The sequence below is a fragment of the Oenococcus oeni DSM 20252 = AWRIB129 genome (genome assembly GCF_000372485.1).
GTDB classification, from domain to species: domain Bacteria; phylum Bacillota; class Bacilli; order Lactobacillales; family Lactobacillaceae; genus Oenococcus; species Oenococcus oeni.
In genome coordinates this window covers 123154-140643 of the sequence record NZ_AQVA01000002.1, presented here as the reverse complement: position 1 = coordinate 140643, position 17490 = coordinate 123154, and the positions used below count along the sequence as shown (strand labels likewise).

18 protein-coding genes are annotated in these 17490 nt (G+C 37.7%); 3 read left to right on the top strand and 15 right to left on the bottom strand.

Translation table 11 applies throughout. The annotated features are described in order from the left end of the window. Nucleotides 1-373 precede the first annotated feature (373 nt). The 11 genes from pepV to uvrC are packed head-to-tail and all read right to left on the bottom strand — an operon-like array spanning nt 374 to nt 12529. Nucleotides 374-1801 (bottom strand): dipeptidase PepV, encoded by a 1428-nt coding sequence (gene pepV, locus A3G9_RS0102425; protein WP_002821309.1) that lies wholly within the window; start codon nt 1799-1801, stop codon nt 374-376. After that, nucleotides 1779-2699: a proline iminopeptidase-family hydrolase gene (locus A3G9_RS0102420; RefSeq protein ID WP_002817201.1), complete on the bottom strand. Its 921-nt coding sequence runs from the start codon at nt 2697-2699 to the stop codon at nt 1779-1781. Before A3G9_RS0102420 ends, pepV begins: the two co-directional genes overlap by 23 nt. Beyond that, a complete protein-coding gene (locus A3G9_RS0102415) occupies nt 2696-3355 on the bottom strand; it encodes a M15 family metallopeptidase (protein ID WP_002818870.1) in 660 nt (219 codons plus the stop codon). Before A3G9_RS0102415 ends, A3G9_RS0102420 begins: the two co-directional genes overlap by 4 nt. After that, nucleotides 3343-4137 carry a serine hydrolase gene (locus A3G9_RS0102410; RefSeq protein WP_002818871.1) on the bottom strand — a complete coding sequence of 265 codons (795 nt, stop codon included), beginning with the start codon at nt 4135-4137 and terminating at the stop codon, nt 3343-3345. The genes A3G9_RS0102415 and A3G9_RS0102410 overlap by 13 nt, the downstream gene beginning before the upstream one ends. Next, nucleotides 4134-4895 carry a serine hydrolase gene (locus A3G9_RS0102405; protein ID WP_002817199.1) on the bottom strand — a complete coding sequence of 254 codons (762 nt, stop codon included), beginning with the start codon at nt 4893-4895 and terminating at the stop codon, nt 4134-4136. Before A3G9_RS0102405 ends, A3G9_RS0102410 begins: the two co-directional genes overlap by 4 nt. Next, the gene (locus tag A3G9_RS0102400; protein WP_002821310.1) at nt 4886-5974 is read right to left on the bottom strand and encodes a dipeptide epimerase; all 1089 of its coding nucleotides are present in this window, start codon (nt 5972-5974) and stop codon (nt 4886-4888) included. Before A3G9_RS0102400 ends, A3G9_RS0102405 begins: the two co-directional genes overlap by 10 nt. Nucleotides 5975-6017: 43 nt before the next feature. Beyond that, a complete protein-coding gene (locus tag A3G9_RS0102395; protein ID WP_002821311.1) occupies nt 6018-6545 on the bottom strand; it encodes an adenine phosphoribosyltransferase in 528 nt (175 codons plus the stop codon). After that, a complete protein-coding gene (gene recJ / locus A3G9_RS0102390; protein ID WP_002821312.1) occupies nt 6535-8403 on the bottom strand; it encodes a single-stranded-DNA-specific exonuclease RecJ in 1869 nt (622 codons plus the stop codon). The genes A3G9_RS0102395 and recJ overlap by 11 nt, the downstream gene beginning before the upstream one ends. Next, nucleotides 8393-9370, bottom strand: coding sequence for a ribonuclease Z (rnz, locus tag A3G9_RS0102385; protein WP_002817197.1), 978 nt, complete (start codon nt 9368-9370; stop codon nt 8393-8395). Before rnz ends, recJ begins: the two co-directional genes overlap by 11 nt. A gap of 6 nt (nt 9371-9376) precedes the next feature. Further along, nucleotides 9377-10687, bottom strand: coding sequence for a GTPase ObgE (gene obgE, locus A3G9_RS0102380; protein ID WP_002817196.1), 1311 nt, complete (start codon nt 10685-10687; stop codon nt 9377-9379). A gap of 18 nt (nt 10688-10705) precedes the next feature. Next, a complete protein-coding gene (uvrC, locus tag A3G9_RS0102375) occupies nt 10706-12529 on the bottom strand; it encodes an excinuclease ABC subunit UvrC (protein ID WP_002817195.1) in 1824 nt (607 codons plus the stop codon). A gap of 48 nt (nt 12530-12577) precedes the next feature. Here uvrC and A3G9_RS0102370 point away from each other — a divergent pair, with 48 nt between their 5' ends. Both A3G9_RS0102370 and A3G9_RS1000000110205 read left to right on the top strand, forming a co-directional pair. Beyond that, nucleotides 12578-13252 (top strand): DUF1361 domain-containing protein, encoded by a 675-nt coding sequence (locus A3G9_RS0102370; RefSeq protein WP_002821313.1) that lies wholly within the window; start codon nt 12578-12580, stop codon nt 13250-13252. Nucleotides 13253-13275: 23 nt separating this feature from the next. Next, entirely contained in the window at nt 13276-13437 is a 162-nt protein-coding gene (locus tag A3G9_RS1000000110205) for a hypothetical protein (protein WP_002817193.1), read from the top strand. On the opposite strand, the gene A3G9_RS0102360 is transcribed toward A3G9_RS1000000110205, so the two are convergent. After that, the gene (locus tag A3G9_RS0102360) at nt 13438-13842 is read right to left on the bottom strand and encodes a MarR family winged helix-turn-helix transcriptional regulator (protein ID WP_002817192.1); all 405 of its coding nucleotides are present in this window, start codon (nt 13840-13842) and stop codon (nt 13438-13440) included. A 110-nt stretch (nt 13843-13952) separates the two neighbouring features. Between A3G9_RS0102360 and A3G9_RS0102355 the strand changes: the two genes are divergently transcribed. Then, nucleotides 13953-15596 carry an Rqc2 family fibronectin-binding protein gene (locus tag A3G9_RS0102355; protein ID WP_002817191.1) on the top strand — a complete coding sequence of 548 codons (1644 nt, stop codon included), beginning with the start codon at nt 13953-13955 and terminating at the stop codon, nt 15594-15596. Here A3G9_RS0102355 and A3G9_RS0102350 read toward each other — a convergent pair. The 3 genes from A3G9_RS0102350 to A3G9_RS0102340 are packed head-to-tail and all read right to left on the bottom strand — an operon-like array spanning nt 15585 to nt 17488. Continuing rightward, nucleotides 15585-16190, bottom strand: coding sequence for a class I SAM-dependent methyltransferase (locus tag A3G9_RS0102350; protein ID WP_002817190.1), 606 nt, complete (start codon nt 16188-16190; stop codon nt 15585-15587). The genes A3G9_RS0102355 and A3G9_RS0102350 overlap by 12 nt on opposite strands. Beyond that, a complete protein-coding gene (locus tag A3G9_RS0102345) occupies nt 16183-17097 on the bottom strand; it encodes an RluA family pseudouridine synthase (protein WP_002818886.1) in 915 nt (304 codons plus the stop codon). Before A3G9_RS0102345 ends, A3G9_RS0102350 begins: the two co-directional genes overlap by 8 nt. Continuing rightward, nucleotides 17087-17488, bottom strand: a complete 402-nt coding sequence (locus tag A3G9_RS0102340) for an EbsA family protein (protein WP_002817188.1) — start codon at nt 17486-17488, stop codon at nt 17087-17089. The genes A3G9_RS0102345 and A3G9_RS0102340 overlap by 11 nt, the downstream gene beginning before the upstream one ends. Between the last annotated feature and the right edge of the window lie 2 nt (nt 17489-17490).

Sequence of the window (17490 nt, the reverse complement as noted above, 5' to 3'; positions counted from 1 at the left end):
AATCACGCTGAATTAAAGCAGAGATCTTTTGATTAAAATTATTTTTTCTTAAATAAACATTTAAAAAGTCTTTTTGAATCTCTTTGATAGCCGAATTTGACCATACTTGAACAATTTTTTCGAAAAAAAGAAATCTATAAACGATAATCGACAGAAAAATAACTGGGATAATCAGATAGAAAAAAATCCAAGTCGATGGCTATTGTAATAATCGGCCAAAGCCCAAAGGAATAATAAAACTTCCAGACTTTCAAGCCAAGTGAAAAAAGCCTCAATTAATCCGTATTTAAGTTTTTTACGTCCATAAGTAAAAAGTCGTCCGTACATTGGTCCAATCCGTTTCTAATATTTCGTCATCGAAAATAAACTATCCTCAATCCAAATTAGCCAGGGCTTCAATTGATTTAATTAAAATCCTCATTGCCGGCTGATAATTTTGTAAATTAAAATATTCATCGATTTGATGAGCAGTCGACTGCTGGCCAATAAAACGGGTTCCGTAACAAACACCCCGCGGCATTAATCGACCAAAAGAAGCACCGGCGGATACATTCAAATGAGTTTCTTTTCCGGTTACTTGTTTGTAGATCGATAGCAGATTAGTAACTACCGGATCGTCTGCAGGAACTAAATGTGGTTTTAGACCATCATCTCGGAGATAAGCCTTGATCCAAGGAAAATTATTTTCAATAATTTCTACCGCCTTTAGACCGCTAAAACCGATCGGATAGCGCAAATTCAAATTAATTTTTGCAGTTTTATTAATCTCCAAGTCCACGATTCCGGCATTAAGAGTCGTTTTTCCCATTTCCGGAGTAGTGATACCAATACCCAGTTTTTCTGCAAAATAATCCTGATGAATAGTTTTGGCAAGAAAATTCAGCCAACGGTTTGTTCGCTCATCAAAATCGAAATTCAACAAGAAAAGAGCTAGATAAGTCGCAGCGTTTCTTCCTTCGTCGGGTGTTGATCCGTGAACTGAAAAACCATTCAAAATGATTTTAAAACCATCACTATCTTCTTCTATTTGACCAGTCAACTGTTCTTTCTTTAAAAAGTCTTGAAAAATTTCTTGTGCCCGATTAAAAGCAACATTTTTCACCGCTGCTCGAGCGACACCGGGAACAACGTTAGAGGCCTTTCCGGCCCGTAAAAAAAGCAATTGTCCATTTGAAGGATTTAAAATTTTACTATCGGATATTAAATCCAGATGAGCAATTCCCTTTTCGGCATTCTCAACAATAAAATCGCCGTCAGGAGAAAATCCCAAATCTGGTCGACCCTCGGCAGTAAAATAAGCTTCCATATCCTGCCAATCATTTTCTTCATCAGTACCAATTATGAGCCTAACTTTATTTTTAAAAGTAGAAGATCGATCCTTTAGAGCTTTCAAAGCATAATAACTGAGCATGTCGGAGCCTTTCATATCCTCGGATCCGCGACCATACAAACGATCATCGACAATCGTACCGGCAAAAGGCTCATAATTCCATAATTCCTTATCAACCGGAACGACATCCACATGGATTAAAATTCCTACAGTCTGCCGGGCATCTTTTGGACCAATTTCGATGTAACCTGCCCGATTATCTATGACACCGAACCTTGTAAAACCATCACGTATTGCAAAGGAAATCATTTTCTTTAAAGCAGCTTTTGGTCCCGGACCATAGGGATGGACTGTATCGGCCAAATGATCATCGCGAACCGAATTAATCGACAATAATTCTTGAAAATCAGTTAGCCATTGATTGTAGTTTTTTTCAATGAATTCATCTTCAGACATTTCCTGCCTCAACATCTTTAATAAAACTTCCCAAATGTTCAAAAAATTCTTTAGGGTGGTCTTGAGCATGAGAATGTCCACCGTTCTCAGTTAGAGCAAAACGACCTCGCGGCAATTTTCGAGCTGATCTTTTTGCAGATTCGACCGACATCGTATCAAACTCTCCCACTGTTTCTAAAACAGGAATATCAATTTCTGGTAAGCGGCTGGATACGTTCCAATTTTTCATTTCTCCAGTGACCACAAATTCGTTATTTCCCTGAAAATGATGATAAACATCTTCTGCCATCATTTTCATTCCATCATCGGGATTGTAATTTGGGTCTCTATTTAGATGTTCTTTGTATAATTCGATCAAATTCTGATGGTAATGCTTTTGAGAAAAATCCCCGGAAGTTTCTATTCTTTTCATATATTTGAATTCTTGCTCGCCAAACATATCCAGTAATTCTTTATTAATTTGTTTTACATAATCGTCAATATTATCGTTCATCGAGAAAACGATTCCAGCTTTCAGATGTTGCCGATATTCCGAACGAAGCATATACTCGTATGCCAGAATCCCACCCCATGAATGGCCAGCCAAATAAAAGTTGTCCAAGTCAAAGAGTTGACGAACTTCCTCAACTTCATTTATGTAGTAGTTATAATTTAAATAATTGTCGACATTTTCCTTTTTGGAAAAATCAGGCGATTCGCTGTGAAAAGACCCAAGTTGTTCATAGACAAAAACCTCTGCATCGATTCGAGCGAATTTCTTCAACTGATCGGCCCAAACGATAAACTCATCTGCGTCATCGCCAGGACCACCATGGAGAGCCAAAATTTTAATTGGTGAATTCGGATCACCAAAACTGGCTCCCCAAAGATCATAACCATTTTTCAAATGTAAAATTTTCGTTTTATGTTTCATGCGTTATATTGCGTTCGAATAAAAATCTTATTGCGCTTTTCCTTTTTTAATAACTTAATATACTCTTCCAAAGAGATTCTTTCGCTATGAATAAATTTTGCATTCTCAACGCCAACATAGCGAAAATGCCATGACTCGTATTTAACCCCGGTTTCTGCTTCTTTATCTTTTGGAAAACGCAAAATAAAACCATACTTGGGTGCGTTGTTGATTAACCATTCCTGTGATTGTAATTGATCGACTTCAGGATATAGATCGCCTTTCTCTTTGAGAAAGCTGCTATCAATAATGTCGACAGCTAGACCTGTATGATGTTCAGAAGCACCTGGGGCCTGAAGATATTCAAGAACCTTTTCTCTGGCTTCTTTTTCTGTCAGACCCTTCTTTTGATATTTTTTCAAAGCACGGTTAAAAAGCTTTTTTTGATAGTCAATCGAACGATAACCGGAAACAAGCGTCAGTTTAAACATTCTCTTCTCAGCATCCGATAAAAATCTCAACAAATTATCGAGAATGATAATGTCGAAAGATTCTCGCCCGATTTTGAATTTTTTAAAATCAATCTCCGCACGTAATTTATGTTTTCGATTAACAAGCCTTAATAATGGATTATCCAAATAAGCACTGTTAGGTAGATTATGTTTTATTCTTGCCATAATTGTTTTTCGACCTCTAAAAATTGATTATCTATGAGCGCATCAGCCGTTTCTTCACGATTAAAAAAAGTGTTATCAACCGCCAACAATTCTGATAGGTATAGCTTATCTTTTATTTTGAAAACGGAGATAAAATTACTGCTTTTTTGATATTTTTCCGCAAAAAAAGCTGATATTTGAAGATTATTTATTCGCTGTTTAAAACTTGGATTTCTATAAAACTGTACTTGTCGGTCTGATTGAAAAATAAATTGCTTTTTTTGTGTCATTGCGAGTATTTTTGGAAAATCATTCACTAATTTATTAATGACTTTCAAAATCGAAATGGCGCTTAGCAAGTTTTCTCGACCCTCCCCACTCATTAATCCGACCGGTTCATAAATAAGGCCATCGATCTTTTCTTGTTTCAAGAAACGGGCCGTTTCGCTTCGCCACTTTTCCAAATTGCCAAAAATTTTTTCAATCAACAAGTAAGCAGCAGATTTTTCAGACATTATCAGAAGGATTTCAATTGCTTGTTTAACGGTGAAAAATTCGCCAATTTGGAAATGCATTGCCGCCGATCGGTCTTTTTTTGAAAAAAGACTAATTTTTTCCGAAACAATTAGTGGGGTATCCAATGAAATCTTTTTAGATCTAATTGCCGATAAAACTTCATAGATAAGCACCAGGCGACTTAAGTCCGAAATCGGAAATGTTTTTCGAACGTTCTTTTTGGATATAATTTTTCCGTTTAGTTCAGCAAAAAGCGATGACTGGGCGACTGCCGATAATTTAATCATAAAATAGACTCCTTTAACAGATCCCCAATTTCACTGAACAAATTAATAATTTCCAAACGACTTTCGATTGCAGGATCGTATTTCGTCATCAAAACGGCCAAAATCTGCCGATTTTGATAACGAAAAATGATAGCATCATGATCTATACCACTACCTTCACCTGTTTTATTATAAAAATATATTTTTTGATTATTCGATTCAACGAAATTCAATTCGAATTTATTCGTTGATTGTTGCTTAAGAAGAGCTCTTTTTGTCAAAGGAAATTCAATCAGCCTTCTCAAAGCATAGGCAGCATCGTTAGCGTCAGTCAGATTATCTTTTTTTTGGCTGAAATCCATAAATTTTCTGGAAAGACTCGTTGCAGAATAGTGCCCCTTTATCCAAACAGACAAACTATTTAATCCAACTATATCGATCAATGTATTTGCTGCAGTATTATCGGAAAGACTTAGCATCATCGAAATCAAATCGGAAAGTGAAAGAACTTTTTGATCCAAAATTTGGATCACACCCGATCCGCCGACACCCTGACTAATTTTTTGCGTTTGTTTTTGTAAATCGGCAAGCGAAAAATTAGAACAATAATAGTCAGCAATCATAAGTTTGATTAAACTGGCACTTGGCATAACTCGATTACCGTGAAAGCTAAAACAGTTTTCACTGTTTGATAGATAAAAAGACAATTGCAGCTGTTTGTCCAGGCTTTTTAAAATGTCCTCGATTTCCTGGCTCACTTCGTTAAAACTTATTGCCATGAAAGACCTCTTAAAGCATCTGTTTCAACGAATTGCGAATTAAAAGAGAATCCTGTCTGTTCGTCATTAAGCCAACCTTTGAAAATTTCATCTGTAAACATTAAAGGAGAATCCAAATCAATAAATTTAACAATTGGATATGCCTTTGCTAAAGCAGCTGCAAAAGCAATGCCAATGTTCGATTCAATCATGCAGCCGATCATGGTATTTTTATCAAGCGATTCCGAATAATCGAGCAGGGCCTTAGCTTGAGAAATGCCACCACTTTTTTCAAGTTTTACATTATAACCATTAAAATCGACCCCCGGATTCAATTTGCGTGCATCATTAAATTCATGAACCGACTCATCCAAAATAATCGGAAAATGAAATTTTCCGATTAAATATGAATATTCATCTTCAAAACCGATAGGTAACGGTTGTTCGATTGTTTCGATCGGCAATCTATTTTCAAAGGCCAGTTGATCAAATCGTAAACTTCCGCGAAGATTCCAAGCTTGATTTGCATCGATCCGAAAAGAAATGTTCTCCAAATGATTGTTCAAATAGACTAATTTTTGAACTTCTTTTTCAATTAGATCATATCCAAGTTTTATTTTTAATGTCGAAAAGCCTTTTTTACTGAGTTTTTTTGCTTCATTCAGCATATTCAATTCGTTATTAATGCTCAAGGTATAGTCTGTCTCAACTTTCTTCCCCTTGCCTAGATTAAAAAAACTCTCCAAATTCGTTCCTTTATCTTTAATAAACAAATCCAAAGTTCCTTCGCTAACAGCATTTCTAGCAGCTGAATTTTGCGTAATCAGTTTGGAAACAAAATCATCGAATTTTCCAATATTTTCGAAGTTTTTACCAATAATTGCCGGAAAAATAATCTCTTTTAAGCTTCCAAAAATACTAGCATCACTATCGCCCGTGACTCTTAAGGAAGGAATCGCTTCGCCATAACCATAATTACCCATTTCTGATTTTAAGCGAACGATCCACCCATTTGCAAAATTTTGTGCATGCAAGGCGGTTTTAAAAGTCGTTTTCAGAGAAACTGAATAGTGAGCTAATTTGCAGTCAACAATCTTCATATAATCTAGCCTACTAAAAAAACAGCCGAATGACTGGTTTTAATTAATATTCCAACAAAGACTTAAAAGGAACATTTTCAACTTCCATTATCTTTTTTCGGCCCTGAAGATCCGCCAACTCGATAAAGAAGCCTGTTCCGACAACTTGGCCACCCAATTGGCGAACCAAATCCATTGTCGCTGTGATCGTTCCTCCAGTTGCCAGCAAATCATCGACAATAAAGACCCGCTGACCCGGTTTGATAGAATCAACATGCATCTGCAATTCATTTTTTCCGTACTCCAAGCTGTAACTGGAACTAACAGACTTTCGAGGAAGTTTTCCGTATTTGCGTGCCGGAACAAAACCGATTCCCAATGCATAGGCCATCGGTGATCCAACGACGAAACCACGGGCTTCCGGACCTGCGATAATATCAGGTTTTAACGGACGAGCGAAATCAATCAATTCATTAATTGCCTGTCGATAGGCGGGGCCATTACCTATCAAAGGATTAATGTCTCGAAACATTACTCCTTTTTCAGGAAAATCAGGAGTAGTCGCAATATAATCATGTAAATCAATATCCATTTTCCGCTCGCTTTCGATATGTATACGATTGAGATAATTCAGCATGCTTTGCTTCAGGAACGACAAAAACAACACCATTTACAATTCTAACAAATCCTAATTCCAAAAAAACTTTTTGGAAGAAATCATTTGGAGAGTATAAAACATTTTTCGCACAATAATAGTGATAAATCCGAGAGAAGGAATTTCGGTCGGGAATTCGATTCTCGCTTCTGATATCTTTGCCGATAATTTGCAGAGACTGTCTGTGCTTCCACTCATTTAGAGAAAGAGTTCCAACAATCGACAACCTTTCACCTAATTGAAGTTTTCCAATTAAATCAGGACGATTGAAAAACAAAATATCACCCGAAAAACCATTTACTTTTAACTTGAAATGTTTCTTATCCGATCCCAAAATCCGCAAATTGACTAATTCGACATCATCCAAATCAAAAATCGGTTCTGGATTTCCCTCACCAAAAGGAGCAAGTTTTGACAATTGTTTAAAAGAATCGATTGATAAATCCCCTGCTTTTATAACCGCATCGATCGCAAGTCTCCCAACCGAAAAATGGTAGTCGTCTGCATTCAATATTTTGTCCAAACGATCCAAATCACTGGCCTTGAGACTTAAACCGGCCGCTTGTTTATGCCCACCAAAAGAAATATAAAGATCACGAGCTCGATCTAAAACCTTATAGAGATCAAAATCTCCGGTACTACGGGCAGATCCTTTGGCGATACCGTTTTTGACCGAGAAAACAACCGCCGGACGGCCAAAATATGCCGACAAACGGCCGGCAATGATTCCGATAATTCCTTCATGCCAATTTTCACCAGAAACAATAATAATATTATTTTCTTGAGGAGAAACCTGCCTTGAGGCAATACGATAAATTTTATCGGCTTCTTTTTGCCGCTGTTTGTTTAAGTGTTCAACCTGCTTGGCAATCTCAGATACCTTATCGGAATCATCAGTGGTAAGCAATTCAACACCGATTCCGGCATCAGCCATTCTTCCCAAAGAATTAAGACGCGGAGCTATTTTAAAGGCAATATCCTGGGCTGTAAGACTTTCGAGCTTCAAATCAGCTCTTTTAATCACTTCCTGAAGGCCCTTATTTTCGCCACTCTTTATTAAATCGATACCAGTTTGAATCAGAATTCTATTTTCATTGATTAAGGGCATTACGTCGGCAATTTCACCAATTGCAACCAAGGGAAAGAATTGGCGCGCCTTTTGAGTTCCCAACAAATATTTGGACACTTTAAAAGCGATACCGGCAGCAGACAAGTTTTTAAAAGGATAATCATCCGATAAATCAGGATGGATAATCGCTTTGGCGTTTGGCAATTTTTTCGGCAACTGATGATGATCGGCAATCAGGACATCGACTTGGTTTCGATTTGCCAAATCGACCGCGTCAAAACCGGAAATGCCATTATCGACCGCAAAAATCAATTTTGTTCCCGTATCGATTAGCTGCTGATAAACAAACTTATTCGGTCCATAACCATCGCGAAAACGATTCGGAATAAAATAATCCACCCGAGCCCCAAGTATTTGCAAAGTCTTTAATAAAATCGAAGTACTTGTAATCCCGTCAGCATCATAATCGCCGTATATCGTGATTTTCTCCTGATTATCAATTGCGCTAATCAAGCGTTTTTTTAAAAGTTCTATCTGGTCCAAACGACTCGGATCAACTAATTTATTCAAATCCGAACTAAAAAAATCCTCAATCAGCGGAACCGAAGAAAACCGCCCGGCAAGGACCGTACTCGTCAGTCTGTCAAGCGAAAAATGCTGTTCGATTTTCTGGATAAATTGCTTATCAGTCTTTCTTTTAAACCAAAAATATTGATTATCCAACATCGATTTTGTCTTTCCTTTCACTTTTCTTTGCTGGGATATCAAAAATTTCCAAATCATGTGCAATATAGGTACGACGAAAAACATTTTTGGCTTGTTTAACTAACTGATCAGCCATTTTTCCAAGATAACGAGCAGAAATATGGGTTAGGATTAGTTGATGAGCATGGGCCGCTCTAGCATGTTCAGCCGCTTGCAAGGAAGTCGAATGTCCATGCCTCTTAGCCATAATAGAATTTTCCGCCCCATAAGTAGCTTCATGAACAAGGACGTCGGCCTGTTCAGCGGCTTTAATGATTTCCGGTGTATCTTTGGTGTCCAGAACAATCGCAATAATTCGTCCCGGACGATCCGGGCCGAGAAAGTCTTTCCCATTAATTGTTAAACCATTTTCGAGCTTAACAATTTCACCAGCCTTTATTTTTCCAAATAATGGGCCGGACTTCAGACCCAATTTAAGCAGTTTTTCAACCTGTAGTTGCCCGACAGTATCTTTTTCGACTACTCGATAGGCATAATCTTCAATTCCGTGATTCATAGGAAATGCCGAAACAGCGAATTGTTGATCTTCAAAAATGATCCCTGGTCGAACTTGAATAAAATTAATTCGATACTGCAAGCGAACTTGAGCTGCACGCAAAACAGAAAAAACATATTGCTGCAAACCAGCAGGTCCATAAATTGTTACATCAGTCGGTTTACCACCATCAATTAACTCGGAACCTTGAAAATTTCGAGAAGTCAGAAAACCAGGTAAGCCAAAAATATGGTCTCCATGCATATGTGTAATAAAGATCTTCGTAACTTTTCTGGACCTTGTATTCGATTTTAATAATTGATGTTGAGTAGCTTCTCCGACATCAAACAGCCACACTTCGTTTCTCTCATCCAAAAGCCGCAGAGCAATTGAAGTAACATTACGCTGTTTGCTGGGTTGGCCGGCACCAGTTCCTAAAAATTCTAATTCCATAATTATTTATTCTTCAAACTCGAAAGCAAAATCAGCACCATCTATATAGACCATATCGCCGTCTTTGGCACCGGCTTCTCTTAACTTGTCATCAACGCCAAAAGAACGAAGCTGACGAGCAAAACGACGCAAAGACTCATCAGTCGTCTTATTTGTCATTTTTGCCAATTTAGAAATGCGCTCACTAACAATAATCCAGTCATCGCCTTCATGCTCAATTTGAAAATCTGTCGATTGATGATCATCTTTAAATTCATAAAGTCGGTCATCCGTGGATTGTTCTTCTTTTCTTTCAATCATTCGCGGAGTCTTGTCCAATAAATCGGCAACCTTTAATAACAACTGCTTCGTGCCGGTCTGTGTCACCGAGGAAATTTCCACAATTGGCATATTGATCTGGCGATTGGCAAGTTCTTGTTTGAAATCTTCAAGATTTGCCTTTGAACTCGGTAAATCCATCTTCGTAGCAACAATAATCATCGGTCGGTCAAGTAAACGAGGATCATAGCTTTTCAGTTCCTGATTAATCTGCAAATAAGCTTCAAATGGCTTAATGCCCAGACCAGACTCTTCACTCATGTCAATCATATGGAGGAGAACCCGAGTTCTCTCAACGTGACGCAAAAACTCAAAACCAAGCCCAACGCCCTTTGACGCACCCTTAATCAAACCAGGTAAATCAGCAATCGTAAAATCGCGACCGTCTGGTAATTGAACCATTCCCAAATTTGGGTCAATCGTTGTAAAATGATAAGCAGCAATTTTTGGACGGGCAGCCGTTACTACCGACAAAAAGGTAGATTTTCCAGCTGACGGAAAACCAACTAAGCCGACATCCGCCAAAACTCTCAACTCTAATTTAACCTTCAAAGTTTCTCCGGGCTCGCCGTTTTCCGATATTTCCGGAGCCGGATTCGAAGGTGTGGCAAAACGCATATTGCCGCGGCCACCGCGACCGCCATGAGCAATCAAAAACTTTTTACCATTTTCAGTCAGATCAACAATCTGCTGATTGGTATCTGCATTTGAAATAATCGTGCCAGCCGGAACTTTGACATAAAGATCGTCGGCCGAGGCACCAGTCATCCCCTTTGTACCACCCTTTTCACCATGTTTGGCACGAAAATGACGATTATAACGGAAATCCATTAATGTCCTTAAACCTTCATCGACAATAAAATAAATATCGCCGCCTTTTCCGCCATCGCCGCCAAAGGGTCCACCTAAAGGAACAAACTTTTCATGCCGAAAAGAAATTATCCCATCACCGCCATTACCGGCTTTCATTTCAATTGTCGCTTGATCTACAAATGCCATCCAATCTATTATACAGGTCTATTCTTTTTCAAATTTTCGCTTGGCGATTATTTTTTTATTCTCGGATTTTACCATTGCCGAAACAGATACTTTAACGAGCGTTGCAACTTTCTCGCCAATTCCCAAGGCCTCAATATCCTCAATCGAGGCATCGGCAATTTTTGGCAGCGATCCAAAACGGCGCATCAATTTCACTCTGGATTTAGGCCCGATTCCGGCAATTTCGTCCAATCTAGATGATAAATTAGTTTTCGTTCTCAGTTGCCGATGAAAAGTAATTACAAAACGATGAACTTCATCCTGAATTCTTTGCAGTAGATAAAATCCCTGAGAATGGGGATCTAAGAAAAGATTCTCACCTCTTGAATTAAGTAAATCGGCTGTTTGATGTTTGTCGTTTTTTACCATCGCAGCTACTGGAATATCGATATCTAATTTCCTCAAAGCTGCCTCAGCAGAATGCAACTGAATCTCTCCACCATCCATTAAAATTAAATCAGGATACATCTGACCTTCATCTCTTAAACGAGTATAGCGCCGAGTGATTACTTCGAAAGTAGCTTTCGCTTCGTCCTGTCCTGTCGGCGTCCTCAGTTTGTATCGCCTGTAAAGATTTTTATTCGGCAGCCCATCCTCAAAAACAACCAAAGCAGAGACATAATTGCTTCCTTGTGTATTGGAATGATCAAAAGCCTCAAAACGATATCCATGAGGGATTTTTAAAGCATCGGTTATTTCCTTCATGGCACCCGTCGTCTTCTCTTCGTTTAATTCCATCAAGCGGAATTTGTCTTCCAATGTAATTCGAGCGTTTTTGGCAGCCAGTTTCAGCAAATCTCTTTTTTCACCTCGAACCGGAGTTCTGACTGGGATTTCAAGTGTCTCCGCAAGCAGCTTTGTATCGACATTCTTGGGCACCAATACTTCTTTAGGTTTCTGAGCATTCTTCTGGCTATAGAATTGTTGAATATATGATTCCAGCTCTTCTTTAACGGAATCCGCTAAAGCAAGTGTCTCCTTTTGTTGGCGCAAGAGCCGACCTTGACGCAGGAAAAATATTTCAATAGTCATCCAACCTTTATCCATATAGAAATTAAACAAATCCCTTGGAGTATGGTCGTTTTGCAAAACACGTTGACTTTCCACCGTTTGATCGATGAATTTTAAACGATCGCGGAAATCGGCTGCTAATTCATATTCCGTCGAATCAGAAGCTCTTTTCATCTTCTTTTTAATATCGGAAATCGCTTTTCCGGTTTCACCATTTAAGAAACGAGTAATTGCATCAATGTTTTTTTGATATTCCTCTTGTGGAACGGTTCGCCAGCAGGCTCCCAAACATTGACCCATCGAATAATACAAACAAGGACGTCCCTGATAACCGTTGCATCGACGCAAAGGATAAGTCATTTCCAAAAAATGCAGAGTTTCCGAAGCGGCGTATACATTCGGATACGGTCCAAAATAAGTTCCGTGATCGTGTTTTAAAGTATTTGCCAATATTAAACGCGGATCACGTTCATTCGTAATCTCGATATAGGGGTAAGAACCGGAAAATTTTAAACGAATATTAAAATAAGGCCGATAACGTTTAATCAAAGTATTTTCCAAAAGAAAAGCTTCTTTATCGGAATTAGTCACAATAAATTCGAAATCATGAATATTTGCAACCAATTCGGCTGTCTTTCCGGTATGCTCGGCTTTGAAATACGAACGAACGCGATTTTTCAGATTTTTTGCTTTACCAACATAAATGATCTTGCCGTTTTTGTCTTTCATTTGGTAAGAACCAGGTTGGGAAGGCAATAAAGCCAATTTTTGTTCAATTAACTCTGATGCCACGATAAAATTATAAACGAATCTAAGTTAAAATGAGTTTTAGTGTCCGACATGAATAACAATCGAATATATCGCCTGACAATCGGTCTGATTTTCACCTATACCATTCTGGTTGTCGTTTCGATAATTTTCCATAGATATATACCATTGGCCAACGGTTACATCTGGAATATTTTCCTTGCTCTATTGCCTCTCTTATGTGCTCTTTTAATTGACTTTTTATTCTATAAAAAAGAAAATCAGTTTCTTTCTCTTTTGATCGGAATAATTTGGTTGATTCTTTTTCCCAATTCACCCTATATGGTGACTGATTTGGCCCATTTGAATTTATATCATGTTTCTTATGGACTCGATATTTCAACCTTCCATTCGGCTTGGTTAGGTGTTCTTTTTGCAACCTTTTCGATTATCACCGGCGTTTTAATGGGTATGCTCTCTTTTTACCTGGTTTCTCAAATAATTAGAAAAAAATCTGGTACTATAACGGCCTGGATTTTCTCGATGATTGTAAGCCTTCTGTCAGGATTCGGTGTCTTCCTCGGACGTTTCCCAAGATTTAATTCATGGGATATTATCAGGCGTCCGGACTATTTATTCAAAATTGCATTGGATCAGATCAATTCCCATACCTTGGGTTTTGTTGTTCTCTTTTCAACAATGACTTTCGCTTTATACTGGCTCTTTTATCTAATCTTTGATGTTTCGGCAAAATCCGATAAAATTTAACTAACGAGGAAAAAGAGGAAAAAATGGCAAAAATTCAAAAAATGGAAAATGATCCATATAAAAAATTAGACGATCTCTTCATTATGCCCGAGGACGAACAGACAAAAAACTCGAGGAAAAAAGCTCTTGGCCAAAAAGATCCGAAAAATAAAAATAAAACTGTCACCAATAAGGAGAAAAAATAGCTAGATTGATTTTTCCAATTTATCAAGCAGTTGGTCCAGAAGTGCTCGATCGTTTTGGTTCCAATCGGAAAAGACATTCGCGTCGATCCTGGCAAGTTCGGCTGCAATTCCTTTTAAATCGCTTTGACCTTTTTCGGTAACGGAATAAATCAATTGACGTTTATCACGACCAGTCGCTACTTTGTCTAAAAGTTCTTTTCTTACTGCAGATTTAAGTTGCCGGCTAAGAGTCGAAGTATCAAGTTTTGTTGCCAGAGATATTTTTTCTTGAGTGTCAAGACCGGACTCAATCAATAAAAGAAGGCGATGCTCGGCAATTGTCATACCAAAAGACTTCATCAATTTGACGAGTTTTTCGTTATATAGCGCGCTCGCGTTTCTTAAACTTTCCAATGCTGTCTTCATAAATAAACTCTTGTATACTGCAATAAATTATAAACAAAGTAATTGTACTATACAAGAGAGCAAAAAAATTCTTTTCAGAAAATCTTCTAAATTTGTTCTAGACTGGATTTATGGCTTTCGACGGACTTTTTCTCCATTCAATGACAAAAGAATTAAATAAGGAATTGGCCGGAGGCAGAATCACAAAAATCGCCTTCCCTTTTCCACACGAAATTATTTTGACAGTTCGCTCTTTTCGAAAAAACCGAAAACTTTTACTTTCAGCTCATCCCGTTATGGCTCGTGCACAAATTACAAAAGTTGATTTCGAAAACCCTATTACAGCACCAAACTTTGTCATGGTACTGAGACGTTATCTTCAAGGCGGCAAGATATTAGCCTTCAGACAAATTGCAAATGATCGAATTCTGGAAATTTTAGTTGCCAATGCAAATGAAATTGGCGACGCAGTTTCATATAAGATCGTACTTGAAATCATGGGCCGCCATTCAAATATATTTTTCCTTGATTCGGAAAATAAAATCATCGAGCTGATAAAACATGTTCCGGCCTTTGAGAATCGCGTTCGCATCCTGCTTCCCGGCGCTCAATACCAAAGACCGCCAAAGCAGGATTTAATTAATCCTTTCGAATCAAGCGAATTTACTTCAAATGATCCACGGATACTGGCGGACCATTATCAAGGAATGTCAATGGTGTCGGCAAGAGAAGCTGCTGACGCCGAATATTTGACAGATTGGTTCAAGAAATTCGATCAACCTCAGGCAACGCTGACAAAAATCAATGAAAAAAAATCCGAATTCACGGCTTTTCCTTATAAAAGCGTTATAGGCGAAAAAACATTCTTCCCTTTACTATCAGATCTTTTGGATGCCTATTATGCTCAATCGGCTAATCAGTCGCGAGTCCACGAACTTTCATCGCAAATTGATCAAATTGTGAAAAACGAATTACATAGGAACCGCCGAAAATTACAAAACTTAAATAATGATTTGATCAAAACAAAAGGAGCCGATAATTATCGGATCAAGGGCGAATTGTTAACAACTTTTCAAAACAAAGTAATTCGCGGCAACAACTCGATTAGCTTGAATAATTATTACGATGGGAAAGCAATCGAAATTACTTTAGACCCAAAAATATCGGCAAATGCCAATGCTCAAAAATATTTTACAAAATATCAAAAACTAAAAAAATCAGTTAAATATCTCGATGAACAAATTAGGCTGGCAAGTAAAGAGCTGGATTACTTTGAAAATATCGAAGAGCAATTAAAAAATGCCTCGCCTAAAGATCTTGATCAAATTAAAATCGAATTGCTCAAAGAAGGATATTTAAAAGATAAAAAAAGCGATAAAAAACCTGCCAAAAAAAGATCTAAAGTTGCCAAACCTGATCGTTTTATTGCTAATGATGGTACTTTAATTGAGGTCGGCAAAAATAATTTTCAAAATGATCAACTAAGTATGAAAAATCCTAAAAAGGATGATATTTGGCTTCATGTACAAAAGATTCCAGGCTCTCATGTCATTATTCATTCCAATAACCCAAGTGATAAGACCCTCATTGAAGCCGCCAAATTAGCAGCTTATTTCAGCAAAGCGAAAAATTCGGCCAATGTCGCTGTCGATTATCTTCCCGTTGGCAGATTAAGAAAACCAAACGGGTCGAAACCTGGTTTTGTCGTTTTTGAAGGTCAGCAAACAATTTACGTTACTCCGAACCGAAAATTAGTTGAAGAATTAAAGGCTTAGTTCGTAATATTGAATTTGGAAAATAATTTCTTTTTTTAAAATTTTAAAAGAGTTTTCCTGAAATAAATTTATTAATTCACTCGTTTTATAGGCTTTGACATCTCCCTCTTTGGATTGGGATACGATCAGATTATTATAAAGATTATGGAAAAACGGAATATTAATTTCGGCTATTATTAAACGGCCGTCTGCTTTTAGAAAATGTTTGATCGAATTCAAAAAATGGTCTGGATCTGAAAAATGATGAAAAGATGCAGAACAAATAATGTAATCAAACTTTTCATTTTTGAATGGAATTGATTCTGAAGAAGCACAGACAAAACGATAATCAGGATATTTTTGTTTGGCGACAGAAACCATTTTTCCCGATATATCAATCCCTTCACCAATAATATTGGCTTGTTTTCCAAGTAATCCTAGTAAACGGCCATTGGCACAACCGATATCCAACAAACGATCGTTATCTTTTAATTTTAAGTTGTGATTTATTAAACGTTTAAATGGATAGGAAAAAAAGCCCGAGATCGAGAAATCGAAGTGACCGGCAATTTTGTCATAGTAATTTCGGCTAAGTTTTTCGTAATTTTTACTCATTTAGATTCCGCAATTTTAAAAGCATTTTTTGAAAATAATCAGGTAAAGGCGCACTAAAACTTAATTCTTTTCCGGTATGCGGCTGTGTCAAAGATAAGCTGCTTGCAAAAAGATACTGTCCCCTGCCGGGCAAAGTTTTTCGGGGTCCGTATAAAGGATCGCCAGCGACCGGATGGCCAATATAAGCCATATGGACTCGAATTTGATGGGTACGACCGGTTTCCAAAACAGCTTCGATTAACGAATAATTTGAAAAACTTTCCAAAACCTTAAAGTGCGTTATTGCTTCCCGGCCGTTAGCGACGACGGCCTGCTTTTGACGATTTTTTGGATCACGATCGATTGGTGCTTTAATCGTGCCTCTTTTCTCAGAAAAATTCCCATGAACAATTGCTAAGTATTTTCGTCCCGTTTTGTGAGATTTCAAATCAAGCGACAGATGTTCATGAGCAAAATTATTTTTAGCTACCATTAACAATCCGCTGGTATCTTTATCGATTCGGTGGACAATTCCAGGACGGAACTCGCCATTGATGGTCGATAAGGGGGCATGGCTAAGCAGAGCATTAACAAGTGTATGTTCCGAATGGCCGGCACTCGGATGGACGACCATTCCCTGAGGCTTATTTACAACAATAAGGTCGTCGTCTTCATAGACAATATCGAGTGGAATTTTTTCAGGCAACAATTCGGTTTTTTTAACAGGTGGAACTTTGATAACGACATGATCTCCATCTTGAACAAGATACTTTGCAAGAACAGGCTTTCCGTTGACAATCACTCTATCCTGATCAATTAATTTTTTGATCTGATTTCGAGAAAAAGCAGAAAAATCGGTTGCTAAAATTTTGTCTAACCTTCCACTTTGATTGACGATTGTACTTTCTAAAATTTGCTTATTTTTCATTTGAACCGTCATTTATCTTTTGGAAATACTTAACTGCTTTTTTGCTTGTAAGTATTCGATAATTTCGATTATCGAAAGTAAACTCGACAAACCGTTTTTTTGGAAATATTTTAACGATTTTGATGTCTTTTATCTCAATATCCAGATCGCTGCCAAAAAAAACTCCCTGAAAAAGAATACGGTCGTCATCCAATAACAAACGTAAACGAAAGACATAAAAAACAACTGTAAACAAAAACAGGCCCCAAACAATGAAGGCACCAAGAGCCAGGCGTGAGAACTCCAGCTGAACAACCAAAGCAAAAAGCCCAAAGATCGCCAACCAAATCAAGGTAATTTGTCCTTTAAAAGTTAAGTCCTGATAATAAGTTATTAAGTGTTTACTTCTCATTT

Coding starts and splice junctions, on each gene's coding strand:
- pepV (WP_002821309.1), bottom strand. CDS start 1,801: ATGTTGAGGCAGGAAATGTCTGAAGATGAATTCATTGAAAAAAACTAC.
- A3G9_RS0102420 (WP_002817201.1), bottom strand. CDS start 2,699: ATGAAACATAAAACGAAAATTTTACATTTGAAAAATGGTTATGATCTT.
- A3G9_RS0102415 (WP_002818870.1), bottom strand. CDS start 3,355: ATGGCAAGAATAAAACATAATCTACCTAACAGTGCTTATTTGGATAAT.
- A3G9_RS0102410 (WP_002818871.1), bottom strand. CDS start 4,137: ATGATTAAATTATCGGCAGTCGCCCAGTCATCGCTTTTTGCTGAACTA.
- A3G9_RS0102405 (WP_002817199.1), bottom strand. CDS start 4,895: ATGGCAATAAGTTTTAACGAAGTGAGCCAGGAAATCGAGGACATTTTA.
- A3G9_RS0102400 (WP_002821310.1), bottom strand. CDS start 5,974: ATGAAGATTGTTGACTGCAAATTAGCTCACTATTCAGTTTCTCTGAAA.
- A3G9_RS0102395 (WP_002821311.1), bottom strand. CDS start 6,545: ATGGATATTGATTTACATGATTATATTGCGACTACTCCTGATTTTCCT.
- recJ (WP_002821312.1), bottom strand. CDS start 8,403: ATGTTGGATAATCAATATTTTTGGTTTAAAAGAAAGACTGATAAGCAA.
- rnz (WP_002817197.1), bottom strand. CDS start 9,370: ATGGAATTAGAATTTTTAGGAACTGGTGCCGGCCAACCCAGCAAACAG.
- obgE (WP_002817196.1), bottom strand. CDS start 10,687: ATGGCATTTGTAGATCAAGCGACAATTGAAATGAAAGCCGGTAATGGC.
- A3G9_RS0102370 (WP_002821313.1), top strand. CDS start 12,578: ATGAATAACAATCGAATATATCGCCTGACAATCGGTCTGATTTTCACC.
- A3G9_RS1000000110205 (WP_002817193.1), top strand. CDS start 13,276: ATGGCAAAAATTCAAAAAATGGAAAATGATCCATATAAAAAATTAGAC.
- A3G9_RS0102360 (WP_002817192.1), bottom strand. CDS start 13,842: ATGAAGACAGCATTGGAAAGTTTAAGAAACGCGAGCGCGCTATATAAC.
- A3G9_RS0102355 (WP_002817191.1), top strand. CDS start 13,953: ATGGCTTTCGACGGACTTTTTCTCCATTCAATGACAAAAGAATTAAAT.
- A3G9_RS0102350 (WP_002817190.1), bottom strand. CDS start 16,190: ATGAGTAAAAATTACGAAAAACTTAGCCGAAATTACTATGACAAAATT.
- A3G9_RS0102345 (WP_002818886.1), bottom strand. CDS start 17,097: ATGAAAAATAAGCAAATTTTAGAAAGTACAATCGTCAATCAAAGTGGA.
- A3G9_RS0102340 (WP_002817188.1), bottom strand. CDS start 17,488: ATGAGAAGTAAACACTTAATAACTTATTATCAGGACTTAACTTTTAAA.